General features: G+C 71.8%; 21 protein-coding genes, 1 tRNA gene and 1 other RNA gene. 4 read left to right on the top strand and 19 right to left on the bottom strand.

What is annotated here, in order from left to right; genetic code table 11:
- From BM127_RS21245 to ffs, 6 genes are all read right to left on the bottom strand, one after another.
- The coding region (locus BM127_RS21245) for an aspartate kinase (protein ID WP_091202051.1) at positions 1–1,169 on the bottom strand (1,169 nt) is incomplete at its 3' end.
- Positions 1,170–1,260: 91 nt separating this feature from the next.
- Complete coding sequence (locus BM127_RS21240; protein ID WP_231263434.1) at positions 1,261–1,842, bottom strand: DUF5063 domain-containing protein; 582 nt, start codon at positions 1,840–1,842, stop codon at positions 1,261–1,263.
- A 37-nt stretch (positions 1,843–1,879) separates the two neighbouring features.
- Positions 1,880–2,476, bottom strand: coding sequence for a recombination mediator RecR (gene recR / locus BM127_RS21235; protein WP_091202038.1), 597 nt, complete (start codon positions 2,474–2,476; stop codon positions 1,880–1,882).
- Positions 2,477–2,486: 10 nt separating this feature from the next.
- Positions 2,487–2,858: a YbaB/EbfC family nucleoid-associated protein gene (locus BM127_RS21230; protein WP_091202037.1), complete on the bottom strand. Its 372-nt coding sequence runs from the start codon at positions 2,856–2,858 to the stop codon at positions 2,487–2,489.
- 55 nt (positions 2,859–2,913) lie between these two features.
- Positions 2,914–5,028: a DNA polymerase III subunit gamma and tau gene (locus BM127_RS21225; RefSeq protein WP_091202035.1), complete on the bottom strand. Its 2,115-nt coding sequence runs from the start codon at positions 5,026–5,028 to the stop codon at positions 2,914–2,916.
- Between the two features lie 182 nt (positions 5,029–5,210).
- Positions 5,211–5,300: signal recognition particle sRNA small type (gene ffs / locus BM127_RS21220), an RNA gene on the bottom strand.
- A 106-nt stretch (positions 5,301–5,406) separates the two neighbouring features.
- On the opposite strand from ffs, the gene BM127_RS21215 reads away from it, so the two are divergent.
- Positions 5,407–5,494: transfer RNA gene (locus BM127_RS21215), tRNA-Ser, on the top strand.
- 35 nt (positions 5,495–5,529) lie between these two features.
- Here the strand turns inward: BM127_RS21215 and BM127_RS21210 are convergent.
- The 11 genes from BM127_RS21210 to BM127_RS21160 form a co-directional block, all read right to left on the bottom strand.
- On the bottom strand, positions 5,530–6,867 hold the full coding sequence (locus tag BM127_RS21210) for a flavin-containing monooxygenase (protein WP_091202034.1): 1,338 nt from the start codon (positions 6,865–6,867) through the stop codon (positions 5,530–5,532).
- Positions 6,868–6,986: 119 nt separating this feature from the next.
- Entirely contained in the window at positions 6,987–8,288 is a 1,302-nt protein-coding gene (locus BM127_RS21205; protein ID WP_091202032.1) for a UDP-N-acetyl glucosamine 2-epimerase, read from the bottom strand.
- 86 nt (positions 8,289–8,374) lie between these two features.
- Positions 8,375–9,442 (bottom strand): sugar phosphate nucleotidyltransferase, encoded by a 1,068-nt coding sequence (locus BM127_RS21200; RefSeq protein ID WP_091202031.1) that lies wholly within the window; start codon positions 9,440–9,442, stop codon positions 8,375–8,377.
- Between the two features lie 34 nt (positions 9,443–9,476).
- Positions 9,477–10,709 (bottom strand): S8 family serine peptidase, encoded by a 1,233-nt coding sequence (locus BM127_RS21195; protein WP_091202029.1) that lies wholly within the window; start codon positions 10,707–10,709, stop codon positions 9,477–9,479.
- Positions 10,706–12,139 (bottom strand): type VII secretion protein EccB, encoded by a 1,434-nt coding sequence (locus BM127_RS21190; protein ID WP_091202027.1) that lies wholly within the window; start codon positions 12,137–12,139, stop codon positions 10,706–10,708. Before BM127_RS21190 ends, BM127_RS21195 begins: the two co-directional genes overlap by 4 nt.
- A gap of 3 nt (positions 12,140–12,142) precedes the next feature.
- A complete protein-coding gene (gene eccD / locus BM127_RS21185; protein WP_091202025.1) occupies positions 12,143–13,525 on the bottom strand; it encodes a type VII secretion integral membrane protein EccD in 1,383 nt (460 codons plus the stop codon).
- A gap of 115 nt (positions 13,526–13,640) precedes the next feature.
- Positions 13,641–15,011 carry a hypothetical protein gene (locus tag BM127_RS21180; protein ID WP_091202023.1) on the bottom strand — a complete coding sequence of 457 codons (1,371 nt, stop codon included), beginning with the start codon at positions 15,009–15,011 and terminating at the stop codon, positions 13,641–13,643.
- 3 nt (positions 15,012–15,014) lie between these two features.
- Positions 15,015–15,395 carry a hypothetical protein gene (locus tag BM127_RS21175; RefSeq protein WP_091202021.1) on the bottom strand — a complete coding sequence of 127 codons (381 nt, stop codon included), beginning with the start codon at positions 15,393–15,395 and terminating at the stop codon, positions 15,015–15,017.
- A gap of 180 nt (positions 15,396–15,575) precedes the next feature.
- Positions 15,576–15,866 (bottom strand): WXG100 family type VII secretion target, encoded by a 291-nt coding sequence (locus BM127_RS21170; protein WP_157829622.1) that lies wholly within the window; start codon positions 15,864–15,866, stop codon positions 15,576–15,578.
- Positions 15,867–15,901: 35 nt separating this feature from the next.
- Positions 15,902–16,213, bottom strand: coding sequence for a WXG100 family type VII secretion target (locus BM127_RS21165; protein WP_091202017.1), 312 nt, complete (start codon positions 16,211–16,213; stop codon positions 15,902–15,904).
- Positions 16,214–16,358: 145 nt separating this feature from the next.
- The gene (locus BM127_RS21160) at positions 16,359–17,726 is read right to left on the bottom strand and encodes a hypothetical protein (protein WP_091202016.1); all 1,368 of its coding nucleotides are present in this window, start codon (positions 17,724–17,726) and stop codon (positions 16,359–16,361) included.
- 113 nt (positions 17,727–17,839) lie between these two features.
- Between BM127_RS21160 and eccCa the strand changes: the two genes are divergently transcribed.
- Positions 17,840–21,844, top strand: coding sequence for a type VII secretion protein EccCa (eccCa, locus tag BM127_RS21155; protein ID WP_231263435.1), 4,005 nt, complete (start codon positions 17,840–17,842; stop codon positions 21,842–21,844).
- Between the two features lie 258 nt (positions 21,845–22,102).
- Here eccCa and BM127_RS21150 read toward each other — a convergent pair whose 3' ends face one another.
- The gene (locus tag BM127_RS21150) at positions 22,103–23,764 is read right to left on the bottom strand and encodes a helicase HerA-like domain-containing protein (RefSeq protein WP_091202012.1); all 1,662 of its coding nucleotides are present in this window, start codon (positions 23,762–23,764) and stop codon (positions 22,103–22,105) included.
- Between the two features lie 69 nt (positions 23,765–23,833).
- Here BM127_RS21150 and BM127_RS21145 point away from each other — a divergent pair, with 69 nt between their 5' ends.
- Together BM127_RS21145 and BM127_RS21140 are read left to right on the top strand one after the other, a co-directional pair.
- On the top strand, positions 23,834–24,133 hold the full coding sequence (locus BM127_RS21145) for a type II toxin-antitoxin system VapB family antitoxin (RefSeq protein WP_091202049.1): 300 nt from the start codon (positions 23,834–23,836) through the stop codon (positions 24,131–24,133).
- A 7-nt stretch (positions 24,134–24,140) separates the two neighbouring features.
- A complete protein-coding gene (locus BM127_RS21140; protein WP_101228965.1) occupies positions 24,141–24,644 on the top strand; it encodes a LytR C-terminal domain-containing protein in 504 nt (167 codons plus the stop codon).
- A 6-nt stretch (positions 24,645–24,650) separates the two neighbouring features.
- Here BM127_RS21140 and BM127_RS21135 read toward each other — a convergent pair whose 3' ends face one another.
- Complete coding sequence (locus tag BM127_RS21135) at positions 24,651–26,168, bottom strand: potassium/proton antiporter (RefSeq protein ID WP_091202008.1); 1,518 nt, start codon at positions 26,166–26,168, stop codon at positions 24,651–24,653.
- Between the last annotated feature and the right edge of the window lie 31 nt (positions 26,169–26,199).

Genomic DNA, 26,199 nt, shown 5'->3' with positions numbered 1-26,199 from the left:
CGGATCTCGGAGGTCGAGATCATCCCGATGTTGACGCCGGCGGAGGCGAGCGCGCCGAAGAACTTCGACGTGATCCCCGGGTGCGAGCGCATCCCGGCGCCGATCAGCGAGACCTTGCCGATCTTGTCGTCGTAGAGGAGCTTGTCGTAGCCGACCTCGGCCTGGATCCGCGCCAGCGCCGTCATCGCGCCCTGGCCGTCGGTGCGCGGCAGGGTGAAGGAGATGTCGGTGCGGCTGGTCGCGGCCGCCGAGATGTTCTGCACGATCATGTCGAGGTTGACCTGTGCCTCGGCCAGCGCCTCGAAGATCCGCGCGGCCTCGCCGACCTTGTCCGGGACGCCGACGACGGTGATCTTGGCCTCGCTGCGGTCGTGGGCGACGCCGGCGATGATGGGCTGTTCCATGGGGTCTCCCTGGCTGGGGTCACTGGGCTGGGGGTCGTTGACGACCCAGGTGCCTTCGAGCTGGCTGAACGACGAGCGGACGTGGATCGGGATGCCGTAGCGACGGCCGTACTCCACGCAGCGCAGGTGCAGGATCTTGGCGCCGCAGGCGGCCAGCTCGAGCATCTCCTCGTAGGAGACATTGTCGAGCTTGCGGGCGCTGGGCACGATGCGGGGGTCTGCGGTGAAGACGCCGTCGACGTCGGTGTAGATCTCGCACACGTCGGCCTCGAGGGCGGCGGCCAGCGCCACCGCGGTCGTGTCGGTGCCGCCGCGCCCCAGGGTGGTGATCTCCTTGGTGTCGGCGGAGACCCCCTGGAAGCCGGCGACGATGACGATGTGGCCCTCGCCGATCGCCTGGGTGATCCGGCCCGGCGTGACGTCGATGATCTTGGCCTTGCCGTGCACCGAGTCGGTGATCACGCCCGCCTGCGAGCCGGTGAAGGAGCGGGCGGTGAAGCCGAGGTCGCTGATCGCCATCGCCACGAGCGCCATCGAGATGCGCTCGCCTGCGGTGAGGAGCATGTCCATCTCGCGGGCGGGAGGCAGCGGTGAGACACCGGTGGCCAGGTCGACCAGGTCGTCGGTCGTGTCGCCCATCGCGGAGACGGCGACGACCACGTCGTGACCGGACTTCTTGACCTCCACGATGCGTCGGGCGACGCGCTTGATGGCGTCGGCGTCGGCGAGCGAGGAGCCGCCGTACTTCTGCACGACAATGCCCACGGTTGGTCCTCGGGTGCTCGGGTGCGGCCCCACGGACCGCGTACGACAGATGGTGGCCACTGGCGCCGTTGCCGACAGGCCGACCACGATTCTACGGCTGGACGCCCGGCGCGATCTCCAGCATCTCATCGGCGACCGCGACCGCCTCGGCGTTGGCCTCGAAGTCGGTGTCGAACCGGTCGTGCGCCACCACGGTCAGCAGCGCGTTGAGCGCGGCCCCCGCGAGGTTGCCCCAGTTGTTGACGTAGGAGAACTGCCACCACCACAGCGCCTCGTCGACGTCACCGGCGCGGAAGTGGCGCAGGCCGTTCTCGAGGTCGATCGCGATGGACGCGAGGTCGTCGGAGAGCCGGCTCTCGACCACCTCGGGGACGTAGGGGTCGAAGACGAACGTGTAGGCGTCGACGCCCTCGAGCATCTCGGCCAGCCGCAACCGCAGCTCGTCGATGTCGGCCTCCGGGCCCACGTCGGGCTGGAACTGCTCGCGCGGCGTGAAGTCGGTCTGCGCGCCGAGCCGGGCGCCGGCGAGCAGCACCTGGCTGATCTCGAGCAGCAGCAGCGAGATCGCCTGCGAGCCGTTGCCCTCCCGCGCGATCTCGCGCAGGGCGAGCAGGAAGCTCGTCACCTGGTCGGCGATCTGCTCCTCGAACCTGATCTGGCTGTCGTCGGTCACTGCACCACCGTCCTTCCGAAGTCTGCGCATACGAGGATCACTCTGCTGATCTCCTTCCGGCGAAGGCGCGGCCGAGCGTGACCTCATCGGCGTACTCGAGGTCACCGCCCACTGGCAGTCCACTCGCCAAGCGGGTCACGCGCAACCCCATGGGCAGGAGCAGACGCGTGAGATAGGTCGCGGTGGCCTCGCCCTCGAGGTTGGGGTCGGTCGCGAGGATGACCTCGGTGACCACACCGTTGGCCAGCCGCGGCATCAGCTCCTTGACGTGGAGCTGGTCGGGCCCGATGCCGTCGATGGGCGAGATGGCGCCGCCCAGGACGTGGTAGCGACCGCGGAACTCACGGGTGCGCTCGATCGCGACGACGTCCTTGTACTCCTCGACGACGCACAGCACGGCCGGGTCGCGCCGCTCGTCGCGGCAGATGCGGCACTGCTCGTCCTCGCTGACGTTGAAGCACACCGAGCAGAACTTCACCTTGGCCTTGACCTCGATGAGGACGTCGGCGAGACGGCGTACGTCGGCCGGCTCGGCCTGCAGCAGGTGGAACGCGATGCGCTGGGCACTCTTGGGACCGACGCCGGGCAGCCGCCCGAGCTCGTCGATCAGGTCCTGGACGACGCCTTCGTACAAAGGAGGTTCCTCAGCCCAGGCCGGGCAGGCCGCCACCGAGGCCGCCACCCAGGCCCTCGGTCAGCGGCCCGAGCGAGTCGCCCGCGAGTGCCTCGGACTTGGCGCGCGCGTCGCGGTAGGCGGCGACGATCAGGTCGGAAAGGTCGGACAGGTCGTCGGCGTCGTTGCCGTCGAACTCGCCGGTCCGAATCGCGACGCCGACCAGCTCGCCCACGCCGTTGGCGGTGACCGTGACCGCACCGCCGGCGACGGTGCCGTCGACGGTCTGCTGGGCGAGGGCGGCCTGGGCCTCCTCGAGCTGCTGCTGCATCTGCTGCGCCTGCTGGAGGAGGGCGTTCATGTCGAAGCCGCCGCCGAGGGCGTCGAACGGGTTCTGGGTCATCGGGTCTCCCACGTGGAGGTCGGGGTGCTGGGGCTGGTGGACTGGGCGTGCAGGGTCAGTCGTTCTTGATCTCTTCGATCAGCCGGGCGCCGAGCGTCTGGCTGAGCAGCGACTCGGTGTCGAGGGCGCCCGACTCGGCGTCGCGGTCGTCGTCGCGGTCGACGTCGTCGTCGGCGGACCGGATCGGCTCGACCGGCTCGGCGATGCGACCGCCGGCACGGGCGGCCTCGAGGGCCTCGCGCGCCGGCGCGGCGGACACGGGCGGAGCAGCGGCGACCGGCGCAGCGGCGACCGGCGCGGCGTCACCGGTGACCCAGGAGGGAGGGGCGTCCGCGGCCGGCGCCGGCGCCTGGCCGGGTGCGGGCGGTGCGTCGGTGGCGGCCTGGCGTACGACGGGGGCCTGCGCGGCGGCACCGCTCGGGTCGACGATCGACTCCACGCGCCAGTCCATGCCGACCACGTCGATCGCGGCCTGGCGCAGGATCTCGTCGCAGCCGCCGTTGACGAAGGAGTCACGCGCACCTGCGTTGGCGAAGCCCACAGTGAGGCGGGTGCCGTCGACGTCGACGACGTGGGCGTGCTGGGAGAGCACCATCCAGGCCAGCCGACGACGGTTCTTGGTCTGCTCGAGGATGTCGGGCCACAGCCGGCGTACGTCGACGAGGCTCAGGCCGCCCTGCGGACCGGCGGGCCGGTCCGCCACGGGGGCGTCGGCACCGGCCGAGGCGGCGGGCACGGGCGCGGGCTCGGCCACCGTCGGCGGCGGCTCCGGGGAGGCGCTGGGCATCGGCGGGGGCGGCGGCGGGGGGCCGTCCTGGCGCGGGGCAGAGGTGGGCACCGGAGGCGGCGGCGCGGGCTCCTCGGTGCGAGCGGGAGCCGGCTCGGGCGTGGGCGTGGGCGCCGGAGTCGCTTGAGGGGCGATCGTCGCGGCCGGCGGCGCGGGCGCTGCGGCGGCCGGCACGGCAGCAGCCCGAGCAGCGGCGGCCGGGACAGGTGCCCCGGTGACGTCGAGGCGCCGCTCGAGGCGCTCGAGGCGAGCCATCACGCCCTCGGAGGTGTGATCGGCGCCGGGCAGCAGCACCCGCGCGCACAGCAGCTCGAGCAGGAGGCGCGGTGCAGTGGCGCCACGCATCTCGGTGAGGCCGGCCGCGACGATGTCGGCGGCCCGGCTGAGCTCGATCGCGCCGAACCGCGCGGCCTGGGCGACGAGTCTCTCGCCGGCGTCCTGCGGCACGTCGATGAGCCCGGTGGCCGGGGCGTCGGGCACCGCGGTGACGATGACCAGGTCACGCAACCGGCGCAGCAGGTCCTCGGTGAAGCGGCGCGGGTCCTGGCCGGTCTCGACGACCTTGTCCACGACCGAGAAGACCGTGGCGCCGTCGCGCGAGGCGAAGGCCTCGACCACCTCGTCGAGCAGGGTGTCGGGGGTGAAGCCGAGCAGGTCGGTGGCCAGCTTGTGGGTGACGCCGGCCTCACCGGCACCGCCGAGGAGCTGGTCGAGCACGGACAGCGTGTCGCGCGCCGACCCCGCCCCGGCTCGTACGACGAGGGGCAGCGCGGCCGGCTCGATGGCCACGCCCTCCTCGGCCGCGAGCTGGGAGAGGTAGTCGCTGAGCAGCCGCGGCGGTATGAGCCGGAAGGGGTAGTGGTGGGTGCGCGAGCGGATGGTCGGCAGCACCTTGTCGGGCTCGGTCGTGGCGAAGATGAACCGCAGGTGCGGCGGCGGCTCCTCGACCAGCTTGAGCAGGGCGTTGAAGCCCTGCGTCGTGACCATGTGGGCCTCGTCGATGATGTAGACCTTGTACTTGTCGCGCACCGGCGCGAAGAACGCCTTCTCGCGCAGGTCACGCGCGTCGTCGACGCCACCGTGCGAGGCCGCGTCGATCTCGATCACGTCGATCGAGCCCGGTCCGCCGCGGGCCAGCTCGCGGCAGCTGTCGCACTCGCCGCACGGGTCGGAGATCGGCGCTCGGGCACAGTTGAGCGCGCGGGCGAGGATCCGGGCCGAGGTCGTCTTGCCGCAGCCGCGCGGCCCGGAGAAGAGATAGGCGTGGTTGACCCGGTTGGCGGCGAGGGCGGCCCGCAGCGGCTCCGTCACGTGGTCCTGCCCGATGACCTCCTGGAAGGTCTCGGGCCGGTAGCGGCGATAGAGCGCGAGCGGTGACTCCACGTCGTGAACCCTAACCGTGCCCACCCACACCGACCACCGGCGCCATGGCCCTCGGTTTCGACACGCTCGCTGCGCTCGCTGCTCAACCAGCGGGAGGGCGTCGGCGCGCTCGCTGCTCAACCAGCGGGAGGGCGTCGGCGCGCTCGCTGCTCAACCAGCGGGAGGGGGCCTCCCGGACATGAAGAGGCCCCCCACGCACCCGTCAGAGCTCACTTGCCCTTGCTGCCTTCCGGCCCTGGGGGATTGGGCGAGGTGACGCCGCGTGGGGGGTTGCCCCGGAGTCTAGGCGGAGCGCGATCGGCTCCCCAAACCCAGGGCCTGCGGGTGGGCGGCCGGGCGATTTCACCGGCCACCGAGGTCACCGGTACTCTCCTCGGCGGAGGTATCGCCTAGTGGCCTATGGCGCTCGCTTGGAAAGCGGGTTGGGTTAACGCCCTCGGGGGTTCGAATCCCCCTACCTCCGCCACACCTCACCTGAGCCTCCACTCCACGAGTGGAGGCTCAGGTGCGTACGGGGGTCGACCGCCGTGCCCCGCGGCGCAGCTCGACGCGGCACTCGTGCTGGTAGACCGCGCCGTTCATCTGGTAGCGGTTGCGCGAGGAGTCCACGAAGTCGCGACGGACCCGCTGCTGGTCGGCCGCGATCGCCTCGCGCATCCGAGCCGGCTCCGGGAGCCGGTACCTGCCGCTCAGGTGGGCGGCGACCAACCGCGCCTGGGACTCAAAGAGGGGCAGGAATCCCCACCCCACGGCCTGCAGGAGCCCGACGAAGTGGAGCGACGGGTGCTCGGGGTGGAACACCCGGAGGTAGAGGGGCACCCGGTTGTCGTCGGACCGGAAGATGTCCTCGTCGAGGAACGGGGTGGTGGTGCGGTAGCCGGTGCACCAGACGATCTCGTCGACCTCCTCCCGGCTCCCGTCGGTGAACTCCACGACACGGCCGGCCAACCGGGAGACCTGCGGCCGCACCCGGACGAGCCCGGCGTCGATCAGGTCGGGCAGCTCGGCCGTGACCGTCGGCAGCGCGGAGCCGAAGTGGTGGTCCGGCGCGGGCAGTCCCGAACGGGTCGGGGAGCCGACGACGAGACGGTAGAAGGCCGTCAGCAACGGGCCGACCACCATCCGCGGCAGGTAGGCGTTGACCAGGAAGCCCAACCAGGCCGGCATCGCCCGGTCGATGCGCAGTCCGCGCGCGTAGTGAGGCAGCACGTAGCCGCCCCTCCGGATCGACAGGACGGTGGCAGCGGCGACGCCGCTCACGTCCGCAGCGATCTGACTGCCGGAGTTGCCGAAGCCCACCACGAGCACCCGCTTGCCGGCGTACTGCTCGCGGTCCCGGTAGGTCTGCGAGTGCCGGGTCCCGCCGGTGAACTCGCCCGGGAGGTCCGGCAGCAGCGGCTCGTTGTGGTGCCCGTTGGCGACGACGACGGCGGCGAAGTCCCGGACCTCTCCGGTGGTGAGGGTGACTCGCCAGCGACCGCCGGACCGGGGCTCGACCGCGGTGACTCCGGTGCTCCACTCGAAGCGGTCCCGGATGGCGTAGTGGTCGAGACAGCTGTCGAGGTAGGCGGACACCTGGTCGGCCCGGGGGAAGTCCGGGTAGCTGCGCGGCATCGGGTGGTCGCTGAGCTCGAACCAGCCACGCGGGCTGTTGAGCGTCAGGGCCGGCCAGGCGTGGGTGAGCCCGGCGGTCACCTCCGAGGACCAGACACCACCGGGCCCCGGTCGCTGGTCGAGGCAGACGAAGTCGATGCCGGCCCTCGACAGCTCGACGGCCGTGGCCAGGCCCGCAGGACCCGCGCCGATCACACAGACGCCGTCGCCGCTCCGGACCTCCATGTCGCCTCCATCCCCACATCAGGATGGGTCGCGCTCCTCGGCCTCGTCAACCGGAGACGGACGGGCGCGCGGGCAGCCGCCCGGCGTGGATCAGCCCGCCGGGCGACGTCGTACGCCGATCAGCGCAGCTGCGCCTTGAGCCCGTAGCGCCACTCCTCGGAGATCAGCAGGCTGCCCTCGTCCAGGCGTCGCTCGACCGCGTCGACCAGCATCGCCGAGGCGCCCTCGGGGTAGACGCGGTCCCACGACAGCTCGGCGCGGTGCTCGAAGACGTTGTGGATGACACTCGTCATCAGCGCCTTGTCGATGGGCGGCGCGAGGAAGTTGCTGCCGGCCAGGAAGGTCTCGGAACGGTCGGAGCCGAAGCGCAGCGTCACGCACGGCACCTCGAGGACGTTGGCCTCCTCCACGATGCTGCCGGAGTCGGTCACGATGACCGCGCACATCGACATGGCGGCGACCACGTCGAGGTAGCTGTCCCAGACCGGGGTCGAGATCAGCGCGTCGCCGTAGCGGGCCTCGAGGTCCTCCAGCCACTGCCGGCGACCGAAGTTGTCGATCGCCGCCTCGGTGCCGAGGAGCCGGATGAACAGGACGTGGTGGCCCTGCTCGAGCAGCGACTCCATCGCGTCCATCAGCAGGTTGAAGCGGTCGCGGTTGGTGGTGTTCTCGCGACGGTGCACGCAGAAGCGGAGGAAGGAGCCGTCGCCCATCTGCGGGAACCTGGCCAGCACCTGGTTCTTGTCGCTGCCGGCGACGGCCTGCGCCAGGGCGTCGACCACCGAGTTGCCGACGACGTCGATCGCAGCGGGCGCGAAACCCTCGTCGATGAGGAACTCGCGGTTGAGCTCGACGGGCGCCGCGTGCAGGTCGGAGCCCGCGTCGGCGATCCGGGTGTTGAACTGCTCCGGCGAGGGCTCGCGACTACCCTTGGACCAGCTGTTGCGGTCGATCGACTGCTCGCGGAACGACGCCCAGTCGAGATCGGCGCCCTGGTCGAGCCAGCCGCGCAGCACCTCGGGCTTCGGCGACAGGGTGCGCAGCCCGGCCTCGACGTGGACCAGCGCCTGTCGCTCACCGAAGGTGGCCAGTGCGCCCGCCATCGCGGTCGTGGTGTCGCCGTGGACGTAGGTGATCGGGAAGCCGCCCCGCTCGGCGAAGCCGCGCAGGTAGAGCGCGAGCTTGGCGGTGATGCCGGACACCAGGTCGTTGACGCCGCCGCGCACCTCGAGGTTGATGTCCTCGCGGACGCCGAACTCGTCGAGCATCGACTGCGACAGGTTGTGGTCGTAGTGCTGACCCGTGTGGCACAGGACGACGTCGTGACCGCGGTTGCGCAGTTCGTGGTAGATCGGCGCCTGCTTGATGATGTCGGGCTTGGTGCCGACGACGACGATGTGCTGGCTGTTCTCGTGGGACATGGGTTCCTTGGAGTCAGGTGGAGTCAGGTCGAGTCAGGTCGAGTCAGGTGGAGTCAGGTGCGAGGTGTCGAGGACCCCGGATCGGGTCAGAGGAGATCTTCGCGGGTGCTGGCGGCGAGGAGCGAACGCAGGTGCTCCAGCGTCCCGGGGTCCAGCGCCTTCTTCTTGTCGAGGACGTAGACCGCGTCCTCGTGGGTCACCACGATCAGCCCGGTCGCACCGAGCGTGACGACGGGGCGCCCGTCCATGCTGGCGACGAGCACGTCCTCGGTCTCGAGCTGCAGGGCGCGGTCGTTGGAGTGGGCCTGCTGCTCGGAGAGCACGCGCTCGAGTCGCTTCCAGGTGCCGATGTCGCTCCAGCCGAGGTGCCGCGGGACGACCAGGCACTCCATCCCCGCAGCGATCAACGGGTAGAGCTCGTGGCCGCCGATGGCAGCGCCACGGTAGCCGTTCACGTCGGGCTGGTCGCGGGCGAAGCGCTCGATGGAGTCGAAGATCAGTGGCATCGCGGCCCGGTAGGCGTCGCAGGCCTTCTGGACGCGTACGCCGTAGCAGGCGGTGTTCCAGTAGAGCGAGCCCTCGTCGCCGATCTCGTCGATCGTCGCCGGGTCGGGCTTCTCGAAGAAGCTGGTGATGACCTCGACGGCGCCCCCTTCGCCCTTGGTGTGGATGTAGCCGAGGCTGCCGTCGAAGCCCGTGGGCTCCGCGCCGAGCACGACCATCGACTCCGGGCTGTCGACGAGCTGGGCGAGCATGTCGCGCGAGGCCTGGTTGAAGGCCTCCTCCTCGTTGATGAGGTGGTCCGACGGGGCGATCAGCGCCGGCGCGTTGCCGTACTTGTGGGCGAGGACGGCGATGCTCAGCGCGAAGGCCGTCGCCGGTCCGGCGGGATCCTCCTCGAGGATCAGGTTCTCCGGCGGGACCGGTCCCAGCGTCGCGCGGGCCGCGTCCGCGAACCGGGCGCGGGTCGAGACGTGGATGCGCGAGGGGTCGACGAGCTCGCTCAGCCGCTCGATCGTGCCGGTCAGCAGCGGCCGGTCGTGCACGACGGGCTGGAACTGCTTGGGGCGACGATCCCGGCTGATGGGCCAGAGCCGCGATCCCTGGCCACCGGCCAGGATGACGGCAACGGGCTCGTCGGAGGTGTCAGTCATGGGGCGATTCCATCACGCGCACGGTGGGCAGGTCTCAGCGTCGCAGCAACGGACGCAGCATGAAGGCGAGCGCGAGCAGGGAGCCGGCCACCAGGCCCGACCAGAGCAGGATGGCCCGGGGTGTGCTGAACAGGTCGATCTGCCGGGGTGCCGGCGGTGCCTGCGCGTCGGCCCTGGTCTCGGCCGTCGTGGTCTCCACCTTGCCCTGGCGCCCCGGCTTGATCTGGCGCGTGAGGGCATCGTGCGCCTGCACCACACCGGCACCGGACCACGGGTCGTTGACCGCCTCGGCGTCCTGCGGGACACCGGATCCCTCGGTGGTGGCCTGCAGCCGCGCGACCAGCTGCTGGGGGGTCTCGCGCGGGAACTGCTCGCGCAGCAGGGCAAGGATGCCGCTCACCTCGGCCGCCGCCCACGACGTGGCGACCTCACCGACGACACAGACCTGCCCGGTCGCGTTGACCGAGATCGCCCCGGCCGTCGGGGCCGCGACGTCGGTGTCCATGTTGGGCACGACGTAGGTGCTGGGGTCCTCGTCGCCCGGCGGGGTGGCGCTCACCCCGACCACGCCCGGGTAGTCGGCCGGGTAGACGTCGGCGTCGCTGCCGGGAGTCCCCTCGAAGCTGGCGTCGTCGGTCTCCGGGCTCTCCTCGTTGTTGCCGGCCGCGGCCACCACCACGAGCGGGAGTTCCACGAGCCGGGCGACGGCCGCCTCGAGCAGCGGGTCAGGCTGGCGCACGGCGAGGGAGATGTTGACGACGTCGAACTTCTGCGTGCGGTGGGCCGCGATCACCGCATCGATGCCGGCCACGATGCCGGCCGAGGTGAGCTCGCGCTCGCCCTCGGTGGTGTCGGCGGTCTCGACGTCGAAGACCTTGACGTCGAAGACCTGCGCGTCCGGGGCGACCCCGCGCGGCCCCGCGATCAGGCTCGCGACGATCGTCCCGTGCCCGGACAGCAGGGTGGTGGCAGAGACCCCGGGGATGGGGACGCCGTCGTAGACGTCGAGTCCCTCCACCGGCATCACGCCGCTGTCGATCACGGCGACCTTCACACCCTTGCCGGTGGCCACGCCCTGCGCCTGCTCGACGTGCATCCGGTCGAAGGCCGGGTTGTCCTTGGTGTGCGTGTCGGCCAGCCGCTCCGAGCCCGGCACCTCGCTGACGGAGCACGGGGCCGGGTGGTCCGCCGCCGCAGGCCCGGCCCACACCGGCACGACCGCAGCGGCGAGGACCCCCGCCGCCAGCGTCGTACGCACCCCGGTCATGAGCCGGCGTCCTCTTCCGACTCCGACCCCGCATCCGCGGGCGGCGCGTCCGCCGGGAGCCGGCGCGCCATGTTGGTCGACAGGGTCACCCCGGGCTCGAAGAACGACAGCCAGCTGCTCGGGACCAGCGGCGGCTCGACGTCGGCGTAGCCGATGTACTCGGGCACCTGCGTGCCGCGCAGGGCGTACTTCTCGCCCTTGGTGTCGATGACGTAGGGCGTCCCGCTGTCGGCCGACGCGTCGGACCCGGACAGGACGTACGCCCCGGCACTGGGCTCGACGTCCACGTCGTGGCGCCCGGACGACACGTCGTCGGCGGGGTCCGCGGCACCGGTCGGGTTGGTGGCCAGGCTGACCGCGGGGTCGGCGCCGACACCGGGGTGGAGCACACCGCACAGCGCGCCGTTCTCGACCGCCGCGGGAAGACCGACGGGCCACTCCGCGGGGTAGCCCGCGTCCGCGAAGTCGGCCCGGACGTCACCGTCGAGCTGGACGGCGGGCGAGCCGACGACGTCGTAGAGCATGCCCGTGAAGTCCTCGAGCGGCTCCACCTGCTCGTCGCCGAGCAGGTAGTAGTCGCCGGTGCTCGACTGCAGCAGGTCACCGATGCTGTACTGCGCGAGTTCGACACCGGTCGCGGCGTAGTCCACCGGCTCCCCGGTGCGCGTGACGCCGAAGGAGTCCTGCTCCAGCGCCTCGCCGAGCGGGAAGAGGTTGAGCCACTCCTCGTCGACCTCGGTGCTGGAGGCACCGAAGCCGAGCTTGTTGCCGACCGTGGACGCGCTGGTCTCGTCGGCGGGCATCGGGAAGCGGTAGGCCCGGCCCTGCTGGGTGCCGTCGGGGGGCGCGGTGGCGATCAGCCACTCCTGGTCGTCGCTGGAGACGAGGAACGCCGAGCCGGTCAGGTCCTCGACCGACGGCTGCTTCTGGATCGCGACCTTGATGCCGGCCCCGTCCGCGGTGCACGCGGTCCAGCCGTCGTCGACCAGCTCGTCCGACGAGGGGAGGCCGGCCGGGGCGCCCTCGATGCCGAGGTCCTCACCGAGCTGCACGGTGCGGATGTACTTGTCGCGCACCGTGTAGGGGGTCAGGTCCGCGCGCTCCAGCAGCAGCTGGGCGGAGACGAAGTTGGGTACGCGCTGGAGCTGCGGGTCGTCACCGCCGCGCATCACGACGTACTGCTCGCCGGTGTCCTTGGAGATGATGAAGCTGCCTGCCTCGAGCCACTGCGCCGGCGGCCGGCCGAGCAGGAAGCCGGCGATCGCCGCCCCGGCGAGGAGCAGCACGGACAGTGCGACACCGCCGATCAGGACGCGACCCGGGCGCACCGGCTCGACCTCGCGGCCGCCGGGCGCGCCCGAGACGAACGCGGTGACCAGACGGCGGCGGCTGAACGCGTGCGCCTCGACGAGGTCCTTCTTGGTGGCCATCGATCAGCCCGCCACCGCGGCGACGATGCCGGCACCCAGGACCATCAGCGGCAGCAGCGCGAGGAGCGTCACCGTCTCGACGATGTCGCCCATCCGACCGCGGCGCACCGATGGCGAGGCGGGCACCAGGGTGAGCGCGAGCAGCACCGCACCGACGGCGGCGAGGCCGATCGCTGCTCCGGCGCGCCACCCGTCGTGGATCAGCAGCATCGAGACCGCCACCGACACCAGGCCGAGGATGCCGGAGGTCAGGCCGGCGAGCACCTCGGCGCCCGTGCGGTACTGGCGGGTGCGGAACATGACGGCGAGGCAGCACACGGCCGCGAGCACGGTGCCGTAGACGCCGCGGTCGACGGCGAAGGGCGCGAAGAGGACGAGCAGCGTGCCGACCGTCGCGGAGACCGCGAGCAGGATCTCGTGGCCCACGCGGGCGTCGTCGGCGACCTCGTCGGGGTCGATCTCCTCGGGGTCGGCGGTGATGTCGTGCAGCGAGTAGAGCTGGTCGACGCTGGTGCCGGTCACCCCGAGCGCGAGCCACGGGAAGACGCTGCCGGCCAGCACGACGAGGGTCATCAGCGCGGTGAAGACGGGCCCGGGCTCGAGCGACGCGACCCGGATCAGCACCGAGCTCGCGACGAGCACCGCACCGACGACGACGGCGGGGATCACCAGCGGCCGACCGTCCTGCAGGCCGACGACGGCGACCAGGCCGGTGGCCAGGATGCCGAGTCCGGCGAAGAGCAGCGGGTCACCGAAGAAGGCGTCGTCCAGCGGCCAGCTCCAGGCGGGCAGGTCGCCCGGCGCGAGCAGCAGGCCGGCCACACCGGCGTACACCGCGGCCAGCAGGGAGACGGCCACACCGGCCTCCGGCTCCCCCTGGGCCCGGGCGAGCACCACACCACCGACGACCAGCAGGGCCGCGATGACCGCGGCCGCCACGCCACCGAGCAGGCTCTCGCCCTGCAGCAGCAGGGCCAGGGCGCCGAGGCCGAGCAGGATGCTGCCCGCGCCCAGCGCCGTACGACGTCCTGCCGCCGGCTCCCAGGGGCTGAGCTCGTTCTCCACCACGTCGGCCATCGCCTCGACCACGTCGTCGTAGACGCGGGGCGCCTTCTCGTCGACGCCGGCAGTGACGGTGAGCAGGCCGCCGTCCTCGATGCCCTGCATCGTCAGTCCGGCGTTGTTGACCAGGATGCGGCCCTCCTGCGTCACCAGGCGGTAGCCGCCGTAGACGGTGGAGGCGTCGAGCAGCCCGACCGAGCGGGCCAGCTCGGGGACGAGCTCGGCCACCGGGATGGAGCCCGGCAGCACCAGGTCGACCCGCCGCGAACCCGACGCGATGGTCACCCGGACCAGGCCCGAGGCAACCGAGGACCCCTGACTCATTGGTGTTTCCCCCTGATCGTCCTTCCCCTGCGCCCGCCCGAGAGGCCGGGGCACTGAACGGGGTGCAGCCTAGGCGAGATCGGCCGGGGCACCAGGTGCGGCATGCCCGTCGGCCTCACCGCAGGACGTCCGGGGCCGTGCCCTCGCCGTCGAGCCAGTGGTCCTCGGTGGCCAGCAGGTCGTTGCGCGCCACCGCAGGACGGTCCTTGCGGCGACCGCCACGCGCTCCTGCACCGCCGGCACCGCCACCGCCGCGACCGGACGTGGCCTGGGTCTTGGCCTGGGACTTGGCCTGGGACTTCGCCTGGGACTTGGCCTGCTGGCTGCCCTGCGCCCCGCCTCGGGCGGCGCGACCGCGAGCGGCCTGGCTCCCCCTGCCGCCCTGTCCTGCCGCGCCCGGGCGTCCCGCCGATCCCGGCGCGCTGCCGGCGGCCGACCGGCCGGACGCGCCGGCGGCTCCTGCTCCTGCGGCAGCGCCGCGCATCGCCGTCCCGGCCGCCGCCGCGCCTGCGGCACCTGCCATCCCGGCCATCCCCATCGGCGCGCCGGCCGCGGAGGCGGGCGCCGCGACGGCAGCACCCGGCGCAGCGCCCGCACCCGGGGCGTACGCGACGCCGCTCTGGGCGGAGCCGGAGACGGCCGTGGTCGGGGCCTGAGGGTGGTGACCGGGGTGGCCCGGTCCGGCGGGCTGCTGCGACGGCGTGCCGGTCTCCGGGACGGGGTGCGGTCCGGGCGGCACACCCGGTCCGGGCCCTGGCGGCAGTCCCGCTCCGGGGCCGGGTCCGGGTCCGGGTCCGGGTCCGGGTCCGGGATCGGGATCGGGCGTACGGACGGGGGGCCACGGCGGCAGCGGCGGCCACCCGGGCTCGGGCTCCGGCGGCGGCGGACCGGGCCAGCCGGCGGGCGGCCACGGCGTCGGCTCCGGTTCGGGGTCGTTGTCGAGCGGCATGCCGTGCGCGCGGCGGATCTTGTCCTCGGCCAGGCCGAAGACCCGGTTGAGGGAGTCCCAGGCGGCGCGTGCCTCCTCCTCGCGCTGCTGCACCTGCTGGGTGTAGCCCTCGCTCGCACGGCGGTGGGCGTGCGCCTGGTTCCAGTACGCCGTCTGGTCGGTCGCTGCGGGGTCAGGGACCGGCGCCGGGCCGGGTGCGACGGGCGCACCCACCCGGTCCCACGAGCGGATCAACGACTTCACCTGCGTGACGGCACCGCCTGCCGCATCGAGCGCCTGCGCGGTCCTGCCGAGCATGAGTCGCTGCTCGGCGACGTGGCCGCGCATGTCACGGAAGGCGGCGACAGCCGCGTCCCGGGTCTGCTCACCCAGCTGGTCGTGGTCGCGCAGGCCGTCGATGCCCGCCTTGAGCCGGTCGTCGACGGTGTTGAGGTCGCGGATCGACGCACGCCAGCCGGTCGCCATCTCGTTGAGCACGTCGGCGTCGCCGACGGTCAGCATGGCGCGCCGCACCTGGGTCTCGTAGTAGCCGGCCATGGATCAGTCCTCGTCCAGGGACAGCTGCGCGAGGCGCCGGAAGTGCTCGCGGTCGAGCTCGTCGTTGCCCTCGAGGTCCCCGAGGCACGCCTCGAGGTCGCGGGCGAAGCGCCGCACCTTGCTCGCCTGGGCGCGCCGGTCCTCGAGGGTGCGCTGGTGCGCCCGCTCGTACACCGTGCGCAGGCTCTGGCCCGCGTGGAAGGCGCCGAAGTTCCCGGCCCTCGTCTCCGAGCCCTCGAGCGTGTCGATGTCGCGGTGGCTGCGCACCTGGACGACGTCCTCGACCCCGAAACGGTCGTAGGACGGGTCCATGTGACCCGCCGCCTGGCGCAGCGATGACGAGATGCCCTTGATCAGATCGGCATCGACCCTGGTGGTGCCCACGCGTTCCCCCGAACGTTCACGCCCTGCGCCGACCCCCGGCGCACGTCCATTGTCACCGCGTCGCGCCGACTGCGCGGCAAAGTGGGCGAATTCGTGCGGTGGTGTGCGGCACCTCGCCCGGAAATGGCCCGAGGCCGGCCGTCCCCGGAGGGACGACCGGCCTCGCAACGGCGGGGGCGCTCAGAAGCGGTTGGCGCCCCGGGCGTCGGCAGCCTTGTACTCGGCGTTGGACGAGTCGACACCCTGGCTGGCCTGCTGCAGCAGGAGCGTCATCTCGGTCATGGCCTGGTCCCACTTGGCCTTGGCCTGGTCGTAGGCCATCTTGGCGTTACCGTTCCAGTCCGAGCGCAGCGGGTTGAGCTCGGTCTCGAGCTGGTCGAGGCGGGCCTCGATGTCCTTGGCCGCCTTCATGACGTCGGCGGCACCGGCGTCGAGGTGGCCGTGCTGAACCTTGATTCCGTCGAAACTCATCATCGATCTCCTTGGTCAGTGAGGGGTGTCGGCGATCAGCCGAGACGGCCCTGAAGGTTGGTGTGGGTGGCGGACTGGTTCTCGTCGGTGGAGACGTTGTCGCGCTCGGTCTCCTTCATCGACGCCGAGAGCTGGTCCAGCGCCTTGAGGATGGTCTCCTGCTTCTGGTCCCACGAGATCATCAGGTTGTTGAACGCGGAGGCACCCTGGCCGCCCCATCCCGCCATCATCGTCTGGATGTTGCCGGAGAGGACGCCGCACTTGTTCTTGACGTCGCCGCGGGCCTGGTCGACGTAGTCGGCGCCCTTGGAGAGAGCCTTCTCTGTCTGGCCGTAAATCTCGCTCATGAAAGATCCTTCTCCCTCGGCGGCCGAACCGACCGAGTGTCTTGGTGAGGTGGTGATCCACTGGTGAGGCGGACCTGGTGACTCGGGGAGACGTCCCGGCCCCCCGCGCTGACGTGCATCTACCCGACCGAATTGGGCCTAAACATCAGGACGTGATTTCCCACAACCTGCGGAAAACCCCGGCCGCGACCACGGCGGACGCGAAGGCAAAGCTGCCACAGAGGGACTCCGCCACCTCGGCACGACGCGACCACCAGACCGATCGCCAGCCTCGTCCGGTGGCCACCGCCGCGGCCAGGGCGATGCCGCCGAGGCCCACGACGACGTAGAAGAAGGAGCCCAGGTGCGGGGCGCCGGGGCCGACCACGAGGTGCACGGCCAGGGCGGTCAGCGCCCCCAGCCCGGCCAGGCGCAGCAGTGCCCGGGCCGCCGCGTGGCGGTAGGAGCGGGCGGCGAGGAGCAGCGAGCAGCCGGCGAAGAACACCAGGCACCGCGCACCGATGACGTCGAGGTCGATGGTGGCGCTCTGCAGCAGCAGCGGGCTCGCGACCAGCACGGTGACGAGGATCGCGACCGATGCACCGGTGACGATGCGCGAGGCCCGGTGGACCAGGCGCTCCATCGCATCGGCGCCGACGACGATCCGGCCGCGACGACCGCCACGCTGGCTGTCGCGTGCCGACCAGGCGGTGACCGCCAACCGGTCGAGGTCGAGCAGCGCCTCGTCGGGCACGTCGATCGCCAGCGACGGCGCGAAGCGGGCCGCCATCATCGAACCGAAGACCAGCAGCGTCCACGCCACCCGCGCGTCCCAGCCCAGCAGCGCCGGCAGGGCGCAGCAGGCGAAGACGGCGAGCCCGCTGACGATCCACACGGTGCTGATCTCGTCACTGCTGGCCGACAGGGCGCGTCCGATGCCGGCGACCACGGCCGCAGAGATCCCGGCGGCGCCGAGGATCGCCGGGAGCAGGTGGATCCCGGGCTCGTACAGCGCCGCGAAGGCAGCGGCGGCCGCGAAGGCGGGCGCCGCGGCGGAGCGCTGGCGCAGGTGCCGCCCGACGGGAATCACGCTGACCAGCGCGCAGGCGAGCAGGATGCCGACGGCGACCGTGCGTACGGTCTCCTCCCCCGCGCGACCGGCGTACCAGGCTGCGAGGACGGCGGCGAGGGCGGCGATCGTCGCGATCATCGACGCCAGCGCCGGGCTCTCGGGCGCGTTCTTGGCTGCCTGGAGGAGCGTGACCTTGCGCGGACGGTGCACTCCGGTGGTCGCGACCAGCACGTCGCCTGCCTGGACGCCGGCGTCGCCGAGCGGGAGGGAGGCGTTGAGCCGCTGGCCGAGCGCCGTCTGCAGCAGCGGGATCCCGGGGACCTCGGCCTGCTTGGCGTACTCGCGTGCCACGTCCACCGACGTCGCACCCGCGGGCACGACGAGGTCGAGCACCCCGGCGGGACCATGGATGCTCACGGCGATGGTCGCGTCAGCAGAGCTGGGCATGGCGACGTCCGACACGAATTTCCCCCTTCGCGAGCCTCGAGCAGGCGTTCTGGGTGAAGGTTAGTCGCGCGGCCGCTGGGGCACACCTATCATCGTCGCGACTCATCGGGTGAGGCAACGGGGGATGCGTGAGCACGACACTGCGAGGCGGCCAGAGGCTCGACGAGCCGGAGATGCCCGGCGGCCAGATCGTGCTGCAGCCACCGCCGGAGCTGCAGGACGCCGAGGGCGCGAGCGGCGTGCTGATGAACGCCATCCCGATGCTCGGCAGCCTCGGCTCGATCGTGCTCGTCGCGACCATGGGCAGCGGCTCCAACCGCGGCCGCAGCTTCCTCGCGGCCGGCATGTTCCTCTTCGCCACCCTCGGCTTCATCGTCGTCCAGATCGACCGCCAGCGCAAGCAGCGCGCGCAGCAGGTCACCGGCTCACGCACGGAGTACCTCCGCTACCTCGGCAACATCCGGAAGGTGGCGCGCGAGGCCGCCGACCAGCAGCGCCGCGCGCTGAACTGGCACCACCCCGAGCCGGCTGCACTCCCCTCGCTCGCCGAGGACCGCACCCGGTTGTGGGAGCACACCGGCACTGACGACAACTTCCTGCACGTGCGCTACGGCCTGTGCTCGCAGCCGTTGTCGCTCGAGCTGGTGCCGCCCGAGAGCGCGCCGGTCGACCAGGTCGATCCCGCCGCCGCGTCGGCCCTGCACCGGCTGCTGGTCGTGCACCGGCTCCAGCCGCACCTGCCGGCCTCGATCGACCTGCGCGCCTTCGACCGCATCGAGCTGTGCGGTGACGCCGAGGAGGTGCGCTCGACCGCCCGGGCGATGATCTGCTCGGCGACCGCCTTCCAGAACCCCGACCAGCTCGTGGTCGCGGTGCTCAGCTCCGAGCAGAACCTGACCCACTGGGACTGGGTGAAGTGGCTGCCCCACGCCCAGAGCACCCGCGAGGCCGACGCCGTCGGTCCGATGCGACTGGTCTCCACCTCGCTCGACGACCTGGGCAACCTGCTCCCTCCCGACCTCAGCGACCGGCCGCGCTTCGGCGCCGACGAGCGCGCCGCAACGCCGCACATCCTGCTCGTGATCGACGGCGGACACCTGCCGCCCGGCAACCACATCGTGCCGCCGGACGGCCTGCACGGCGTCACCCTGCTCGACCTGCCGAGCCGCTGGGACGAGCTCGAGGACTCGACACGGCTGCGGCTCGAGTTCGCCGACGGCCCCGACGAGCTGGAGAAGCGTCCGGTACGGGCGCTGCGCCTGCGGGGCGAGCCGATCAAGGCGCTGGCCGACCAGTGCGACATCGCCACGGCGGAGGCGTTCGCGCGCCGGATCGCGCCGCTCAAGACCGCCAGCGCCGAGTCGTCCAACGCGGGCGGCGCCGTCGACATCACCTCGTCGACGCCCGACCACATGGACCTGCTCGGCCTCGGCGACATCTTCGCCTACGACCCGTCCACCGCCTGGCGTCCGCGGCCGGCCCGTGACCGGCTCCGGGTGCCGATCGGCATCGGGGACTCCGGCGGCCTGATCCACCTCGACATCAAGGAGTCCGCCCAGCAGGGCATGGGCCCGCACGGCCTGGTGATCGGTGCGACCGGATCCGGCAAGTCCGAGTTCCTGCGCACGCTCGTGCTCGGCCTGGTGATGACGCACTCGTCGGAGCAGCTCAACCTGGTGCTCGTCGACTTCAAGGGCGGCGCGACCTTCGCCGGCATGGCCGACATGCCGCACGTCTCGGCGGTCATCACCAACCTCGCCAACGAGCTCACCCTCGTCGACCGCATGCAGGACGCCCTGTCGGGCGAGATGACGCGGCGCCAGGAGCTGCTGCGCGACGCCGGCAACTACGCGTCGGTCCGCGACTACGAGAAGGCCCGCGCCAACGGTGAGCCGCTCGAGCCGATGCCGTCGCTGTTCATCGTCGTCGACGAGTTCTCCGAGATGCTCTCGGCCAAGCCCGAGTTCATCGACCTGTTCGTGGCGATCGGCCGGCTCGGCCGCTCGCTCGGCCTCCACCTGCTGCTCGCCTCGCAGCGTCTGGAGGAGGGCCGCCTCCGCGGCCTCGAGTCCCACCTGTCCTACCGGGTCGGGCTGCGCACCTTCTCGGCCGGCGAGTCCCGCGCGGTCCTCGGCGTGCCCGACGCCTACGAGCTGCCCGCCGTCCCGGGCCTCGGCTACCTCAAGCCCGACCAGTCCACCCTGCTGCGCTTCAAGGCGGCGTACGTCTCCGGTCCGCCGTCGAGCCGCACCCGGGTGGCGCGCGACGAGGGCGGCGCGATCCGCGGCATCCTGCCGTTCACGATCTCCGAGGTGCAGGCGCTCGAGCAGGTCGACACCGACGGCCCCGAGACCCCGGCGCCGGCGGCGCAGCACCAGGGCGAGCAACCCTCGCTGCTCGACATCGCCGTGACCCGGATGATCGGCAAGGGACCCGAGGCGCACCAGGTCTGGCTGCCGCCGCTCGACGTCCCCGACACCCTCGACCAGCTCATGCCCGACCTGGCCGAGCACCCCGAGCTGGGCCTGACGTCGCAGCAGTGGCGCAACGTCCCCGGGCTGGTGATCCCGCTCGGCACCGTCGACCGCCCGCGCGAGCAGCGCCGCGACACGATGACGCTCAACCTCACCGGCGCAGCCGGCCACGTCGCCGTCGTGGGTGGTCCCCGCTCCGGCAAGAGCACGCTCCTGCGCAGCATCGTCACCAGCATGGCGCTGGTGACGACCCCGACCGAGTCGCAGTTCTTCGTGCTCGACTTCGGCGGCGGCACGTTCGCGCCGCTCACCCGCCTGCCGCACGTGTCCGGTGTCGCGACGCGTTCCGAGCCGGACGTCGTACGCCGGGTCATGGCGGAGGTCGAGGGCATCGTCGACCGGCGCGAGGCCTACTTCCGCACCAACGGCATCGACTCCATCGAGACCTACCGCTCACGTCGCGCCCAGGGCCGGGCCGACGACGGCTGGGGCGACGTCTTCCTCGTCATCGACGGCTGGAGCACGCTGCGCGCGGAGTTCGACGACCTCGAGATGGAGATCCAGCAGCTCGCCGCGCGCGGCTTGACGTTCGGTCTCCACATCGTCACCGCCTCGACGCGCTGGGCCGACTACCGCGCCGCGATGCGCGACGTCTTCGGCTCCAAGCTCGAGCTCCGGCTCGGCGACCCGCTCGACTCCGAGATCGACCGCAAGGTCGCGGCGCTGGTGCCGGTCGGACGTCCCGGGCGCGGCCTGGTGCCGTCCAAGCTGCACTTCCTCGGTGCGCTGCCACGCATCGACGGCGACGGCAGCGCCGACACCCTCGGCGACGGTGTCGACGACCTGATCGACAAGATGGCCGCGGCGTGGAAGGGCCCGCAGGGACCCAAGCTGCGCCTGCTCCCGGAGAAGGTCACGCTGGAGGCTGTCCGCGAGGACGCCATCCGCCGCAAGATCCCCGAGCGCCACGTCCTCCTCGGCATCAACGAGAAGGAGCTCGCCCCCGTCGCCCTCGACGTGGACAGCGAGCCGCACATGCTCATCTTCGGCGACGGGCAGTCGGGCAAGAGCGCCCTGCTGCGGGCGTACGTCCACGAGATCATGCGCACCCGGACGCCCAAGGAGGCGCAGATCGTCCTGGTCGACTACCGCCGCTCGATGCTCGGCGAGGTGCCGGACGACTACCTCCTCAACTACCTGACGTCCGCCACCCAGGCGACGCCGACGTTGAAGGACATCGCGACCTACCTCGAGGGGCGCATCCCGGGCCCCGACGTCACTCCCGACCAGCTGCGCAACCGCTCCTGGTGGACCGGCGCCGAGGTCTACGTCGTGGTCGACGACTACGACCTCGTCGCGACCGCGCAGTCCTCGCCGGTCTCGTCGCTGCAGCCGCTGATGGCGCAGGCCCGCGACGTCGGGCTCCACGTCGTCGTGGCCCGGCGTACGGGTGGTGCCTCCCGCGCGCTCTACGAGCCCGTCATCCAGTCGCTGCGCGACCTCGCGATGCCCGGCGTGATGCTCTCCGGTCCGCGCGACGAGGGTGTCCTGATCGGCAACCTCCGCCCGCAGCCGGCGCCCGAGGGCCGCGCCCGCGTCGTCACCCGCGACGGCGGCACCCAGACGGCGCAGCTGGCCTGGCTGGACCCGACGATGTGAGGGCTGGGCTTGATTGCCCTCGCTTCGCTCGGGCGTGCTCGATGACCTGACCCCGTGCTCGCCACGCTCGTTGCGTCCACGTAGATCAGAGGATCAAGTCGGCCGCGTGGCCCAGCCACAGCGCTCGTCGCCCGACGTTGTCTGGACTGACGAGCGAGCAGGCGTGACGAGCGCAGCGAGGCAGCGCCGTCGAGCGAGGAGGGAAGACGACGTCTTCAAGGGCGGCGAGCACGCGCGAGCGGAGCGAGCGCCAAGCAACTACCGCCGGCCGCTCTTGAACATCCCCCGGGCGATCTCGCGGGCCGCGGTGCGCATGAAGTCCTTGAACGCCGTCGACTTCACGACGTCCATGACGAGGCCGTCGTCGTCCTTCGCAGCCTTCTCGGTCGACTTCTTCGTGACCCGCTCGTTCTTCTGCTCACGGGCCATCTCCTGGACCCGGGCGTCCTCGGCCGCCTTGCGCGCACCCTCCTCGAGCTTCTTGGCCAGCAGCTCGCGGGCGGACTCGCGGTCGATCGCCTCGGCGTACTTCGCCGACAGCGGCGACGCCTTGACGGCCGCCTCCATCTGCTCGGCGGGCGCCGCGTCCATCAGCGACTCCGGCGCCCGGAGGCGGGTCCACGCGACGGGCGTCGGGGCACCGCGCTCGTTCATCACCGTCACGACCGCCTCGCCGATCCCCAGCGACGTGATGACCTCGCCGAGGTCGTCGTACGCGCTGTTGGGGTAGGTGTTGACCGTCGCCTTCAGCGCCTTGGCGTCGTTGGGCGTGTGCGCGCGGAGCTGGTGCTGGATGCGCGAGCCGAGCTGGCCGAGGACGTCGTCGGGCACGTCGGTCGGCGACTGCGTCACGAAGAAGACACCGACACCCTTGGAGCGGATCAGCCGTACGGTCTGGGCGATCTGGTCGAGGAACGCGTCGGAGGCGTCGTTGAAGAGCAGGTGGGCCTCGTCGAAGAAGAACACCAGCTTGGGCTTGTCGAGGTCGCCCTCCTCCGGCAGGTCGTGGAAGAGGTCGGCGAGGAGCCACATCAGGAAGGTCGAGAACAGCGCCGGCCGGTCCTGCAGGTGGGGCAGCTCGAGCAGGCTGATGATGCCGCGACCGTCCTCGGTCAGCCGGAGGAAGTCCTTGGTCTCGAACTCCGGCTCCCCGAAGAAGACGTCGGCCCCCTGCGCCTCGAAGGTGATCAGCTCGCGCAGGATGACGCCGGCCGTCTGGGGCGAGAGGCCGCCGATCGACTTCAGCTCGGCCTTCCCGGCCGCGTCACCGGTGAGGAACTGCAGGACAGCGCGCAGGTCGGCGAGGTCGAGGAGCGGCAGGCCCTGCTTGTCGCAGTAGTAGAAGACCAGGCCCAGCGAGGACTCCTGCGTCTCGTTGAGGTCGAGCACCTTCGCCAGCAGGGTGGGCCCGAACGCCGTCATGGTGACGCGGACGGGTACGCCGATGCCCTGGCCGCCGATCGCGTAGAACTCCGTCGGGAAGCCGGTAGCCGTCCACTGCTGACCCACGCTCGCCGTCCGCGCCGTGAGCTTGTCGCTCGGCTCGCCCGGCACGCTGATCCCGGACAGGTCGCCCTTGATGTCAGCAGCGAAGACGGGTACGCCGTGGGCGCTGAGCTGCTCGGCCAGCAGCTGCAGTGTCTTCGTCTTGCCGGTGCCGGTGGCGCCGGCGACCAGGCCGTGGCGGTTGAGCATGGCGAGCGGGATCCTGATGTGGACGTCGCCGAGGTCGTCGGCGTCGAGCATCAGCCCGCCCAGCTCGAGCGCGGCTCCCTCGAACCGGTAGCCCGGAGCGACGGCCTCGGAGATCGGGTCGCTCGCCGTGGGCGTCTCGGCGGGGGGCTCGGTGGATGCCTCGACGGGCGCGGCCTCGGGAGCGGCCTCGGCGGGCGTCGGCACGGCCTCAGGGGTCTCGGTCATGTCGGGAGCCTAGTCAGCGCAGGTGGCGACGACGAGGGGCCGTGGGGCGGCGTCGTTATGATCACCGGCGTGATCTTCAAGCGGGTGGGCGACGGCCGCCCCTACCCCGACCACGGGCTGACCTCGCGCGCCTGGGCTGACCTGCCCCCGCGCCAGATCCGGCTCGACGAGCTGGTGACCACCAAGGACACGCTCCGCCTCGACACCCTGCTCGACGAGGACTCGACGTTCTACGGCGACCTGTTCGCCCACGTCGTCCAGTGGCGCGGCGACCTCTACCTCGAGGACGGCCTGCACCGCGCCCTGCGCGCGGCCCTGCAGCAGCGGAGCGTGCTGCACGCCCGCGTCCACCAGGCCGGTGACCAGTGAGCACCCGATGAGCGGCGCCCTCAAGTCCGCCCTGACGCTGGCGTTCCTCGGCCTGCTCGTCGTCGGTGCCGCTGCCTGGGGCTGGACCGCACTGACCGAGCCGTTCCCGGAGGACGAGCCGGTCGCCATCTGCGAGGACACCGAGGTCGCCGCCGGCACCGAGGTGCGCCGCGACCAGGTCGTCGTCAGCGTCTTCAACGGCAGCGGTCGCAGCGGCCTGGCGGGTGCGACCAGCGCCCAGCTGACCGAGCGCGGCTTCGTCGCCGGCGACATCGGTGACTCACCGCAGCCGGCCGCGAGCACCCAGATCTGGGCCGACGACCCGACCAACCCGGCGGTCGACCTCGTCAAGCAGCAGTTCAAGCAGGCCCGCGTCGTCACCGGCGACGCGCTCGGCGTCGGGGTCGTGGTGGTGGTCGGCGAGAAGTTCAAGACCCTGCGCCCCAAGCAGGTCGAGTCGGTGCTGGCCCAGGCAGACGCCACCTTCTGCCGGGCCACCGGCGCGGAGTAGCAGGGGCTAGTCCCGCTCCCGCCGGGACGGGTCGCCCAGCCACTGGGCGAGGCGGCCGTTCGCCGACACCTGGCGCAGCCGGGCCTCCGTGGCCTCGCGCAGCTTGCGCGGCGTGACGACGAGGAGGTCGTCTCCCGAGCGCAGGACCGTACGCCGCTCCGGCACCAGGGACGAGCCGCTCCGGATCACCAGGGAGACCGACGCCCCCTGCGGGAGCCGCAGCTCGCCCACCTCGACGCCGTGCATCTTCGACGTGGGGGCGATCGTCACCTGGAGCAGGTCGGCCGCGACCCGGTCGAGGGGAGCGGCCTCGACGTCGAGGCCGCGCGGCTCGGAGCGACGCGACACCTTCAGCAGGCGGGCGACCCAGGGCAGGGTCGGTCCGGTGAGCAGCGTGTAGACGACGACCATCACGAAGACGATGTCGAACAGGTCGTCGGCGCCTTCGACGCCCTCGGACAGTGGGATCGTGGCCAGCACGATCGGGACGGCACCGCGCAGGCCGGCCCACGAGATGAAGGCGAGGTCGCGTAGTGCCATCGGTTGCACGATGCTGCTGACCAGCACCGACAGCGGTCGCGCCACGACGGTCAGGACGAGTCCGGTCACGAGTGCCTGGACCACGGTGTTGAGGTCGATCCGGCCGGGCGACAGCAGCAGGCCGAGCATCACGAACAGCCCGATCTGCGCCAGCCAGGCGATCCCCTCGGCGAACGACTTCGTCGCCACCCGGTGCGGGAGCTCGCTGTTGCCGAGGATGAGCGCGGCGACGTAGATCGCGGCGAAGCCCGACGCGTGCACGGCGGAGGCGAGGCCGTACGCCGTGAACGCCAGGCACAGGACCGCGAGCGGGTAGAGGCCGGAGGACGGCAGGGCCGCACGACGCATGATCCACGCGCCGCCCACACCGCAGACGACACCGACCAGCCCTCCGGCGATCAGCTCGAAGACGATGATGCCGGCCACCTCGAACAGGCTGGCGCCGGCGACGGCGCCCGTGGAGATGATGCCGACGAGGACGACCGTCGGGGCGTCGTTGAGACCCGACTCGGCCTCGAGCGCGCCGGTCAGCCGCTTGGGCAGCGGCACCACGCGCAGCACCGAGAACACGGCCGCCGCATCGGTGGGTGAGCAGATCGCACCGAGCAGGATCGCCAGCTCCCACGGCAGGCCGAGGAGGAAGTGGGCACCCACCGCGACGACCGCCACCGACACCGCCACGCCGACGGTCGCCAGCGAGAGGCCGAGCCTGATGCTGGGCCGCATCTGGCGCCACTCCGTGGTGAGACCACCCTCGGCCAGGATGATCGCCAGCGCCCCGAAGCCGAGCGCGTGCGCGAGCTGCGCATCGTCGAACGGGATCGCGAACGGTCCGCCCTCGCCCAGCAGGACGCCGATGAGGAGGTAGATGAGCAGCGACGGCAGGCCCACGCCCGCGGAGACGCGCACGGCGAGGATCGCGGCCAGCGTCACGACCGCCCCGACCAGCACGAACACGTCGAGCTGGTGGACGTCGAACGTCATGCAGACCTCGTGCTCTTCGTCTGGGAGGGCG

The sequence above is a fragment of the Nocardioides alpinus genome (assembly GCF_900112035.1).
Taxonomy (GTDB): Bacteria; Actinomycetota; Actinomycetes; order Propionibacteriales; family Nocardioidaceae; genus Nocardioides; species Nocardioides alpinus.
Note: the sequence above shows the minus strand (reverse complement) of the source record. Positions and strands in the feature narration are given on the sequence as shown.

Excerpts from the sequence above, each read along its gene's own strand:
- BM127_RS21230 (WP_091202037.1), bottom strand. The coding sequence starts at position 2,858 with ATGACCCAGAACCCGTTCGACGCCCTCGGCGGCGGCTTCGACATGAAC.
- BM127_RS21210 (WP_091202034.1), bottom strand. The coding sequence starts at position 6,867 with ATGGAGGTCCGGAGCGGCGACGGCGTCTGTGTGATCGGCGCGGGTCCT.
- BM127_RS21205 (WP_091202032.1), bottom strand. The coding sequence starts at position 8,288 with ATGTCCCACGAGAACAGCCAGCACATCGTCGTCGTCGGCACCAAGCCC.
- BM127_RS21200 (WP_091202031.1), bottom strand. The coding sequence starts at position 9,442 with ATGACTGACACCTCCGACGAGCCCGTTGCCGTCATCCTGGCCGGTGGC.
- BM127_RS21195 (WP_091202029.1), bottom strand. The coding sequence starts at position 10,709 with ATGACCGGGGTGCGTACGACGCTGGCGGCGGGGGTCCTCGCCGCTGCG.
- BM127_RS21190 (WP_091202027.1), bottom strand. The coding sequence starts at position 12,139 with ATGGCCACCAAGAAGGACCTCGTCGAGGCGCACGCGTTCAGCCGCCGC.
- eccD (WP_091202025.1), bottom strand. The coding sequence starts at position 13,525 with ATGAGTCAGGGGTCCTCGGTTGCCTCGGGCCTGGTCCGGGTGACCATC.
- BM127_RS21180 (WP_091202023.1), bottom strand. The coding sequence starts at position 15,011 with ATGGCCGGCTACTACGAGACCCAGGTGCGGCGCGCCATGCTGACCGTC.
- BM127_RS21170 (WP_157829622.1), bottom strand. The coding sequence starts at position 15,866 with ATGAGTTTCGACGGAATCAAGGTTCAGCACGGCCACCTCGACGCCGGT.
- BM127_RS21165 (WP_091202017.1), bottom strand. The coding sequence starts at position 16,213 with ATGAGCGAGATTTACGGCCAGACAGAGAAGGCTCTCTCCAAGGGCGCC.
- BM127_RS21150 (WP_091202012.1), bottom strand. The coding sequence starts at position 23,764 with ATGACCGAGACCCCTGAGGCCGTGCCGACGCCCGCCGAGGCCGCTCCC.
- BM127_RS21140 (WP_101228965.1), top strand. The coding sequence starts at position 24,141 with ATGAGCGGCGCCCTCAAGTCCGCCCTGACGCTGGCGTTCCTCGGCCTG.
- BM127_RS21135 (WP_091202008.1), bottom strand. The coding sequence starts at position 26,168 with ATGACGTTCGACGTCCACCAGCTCGACGTGTTCGTGCTGGTCGGGGCG.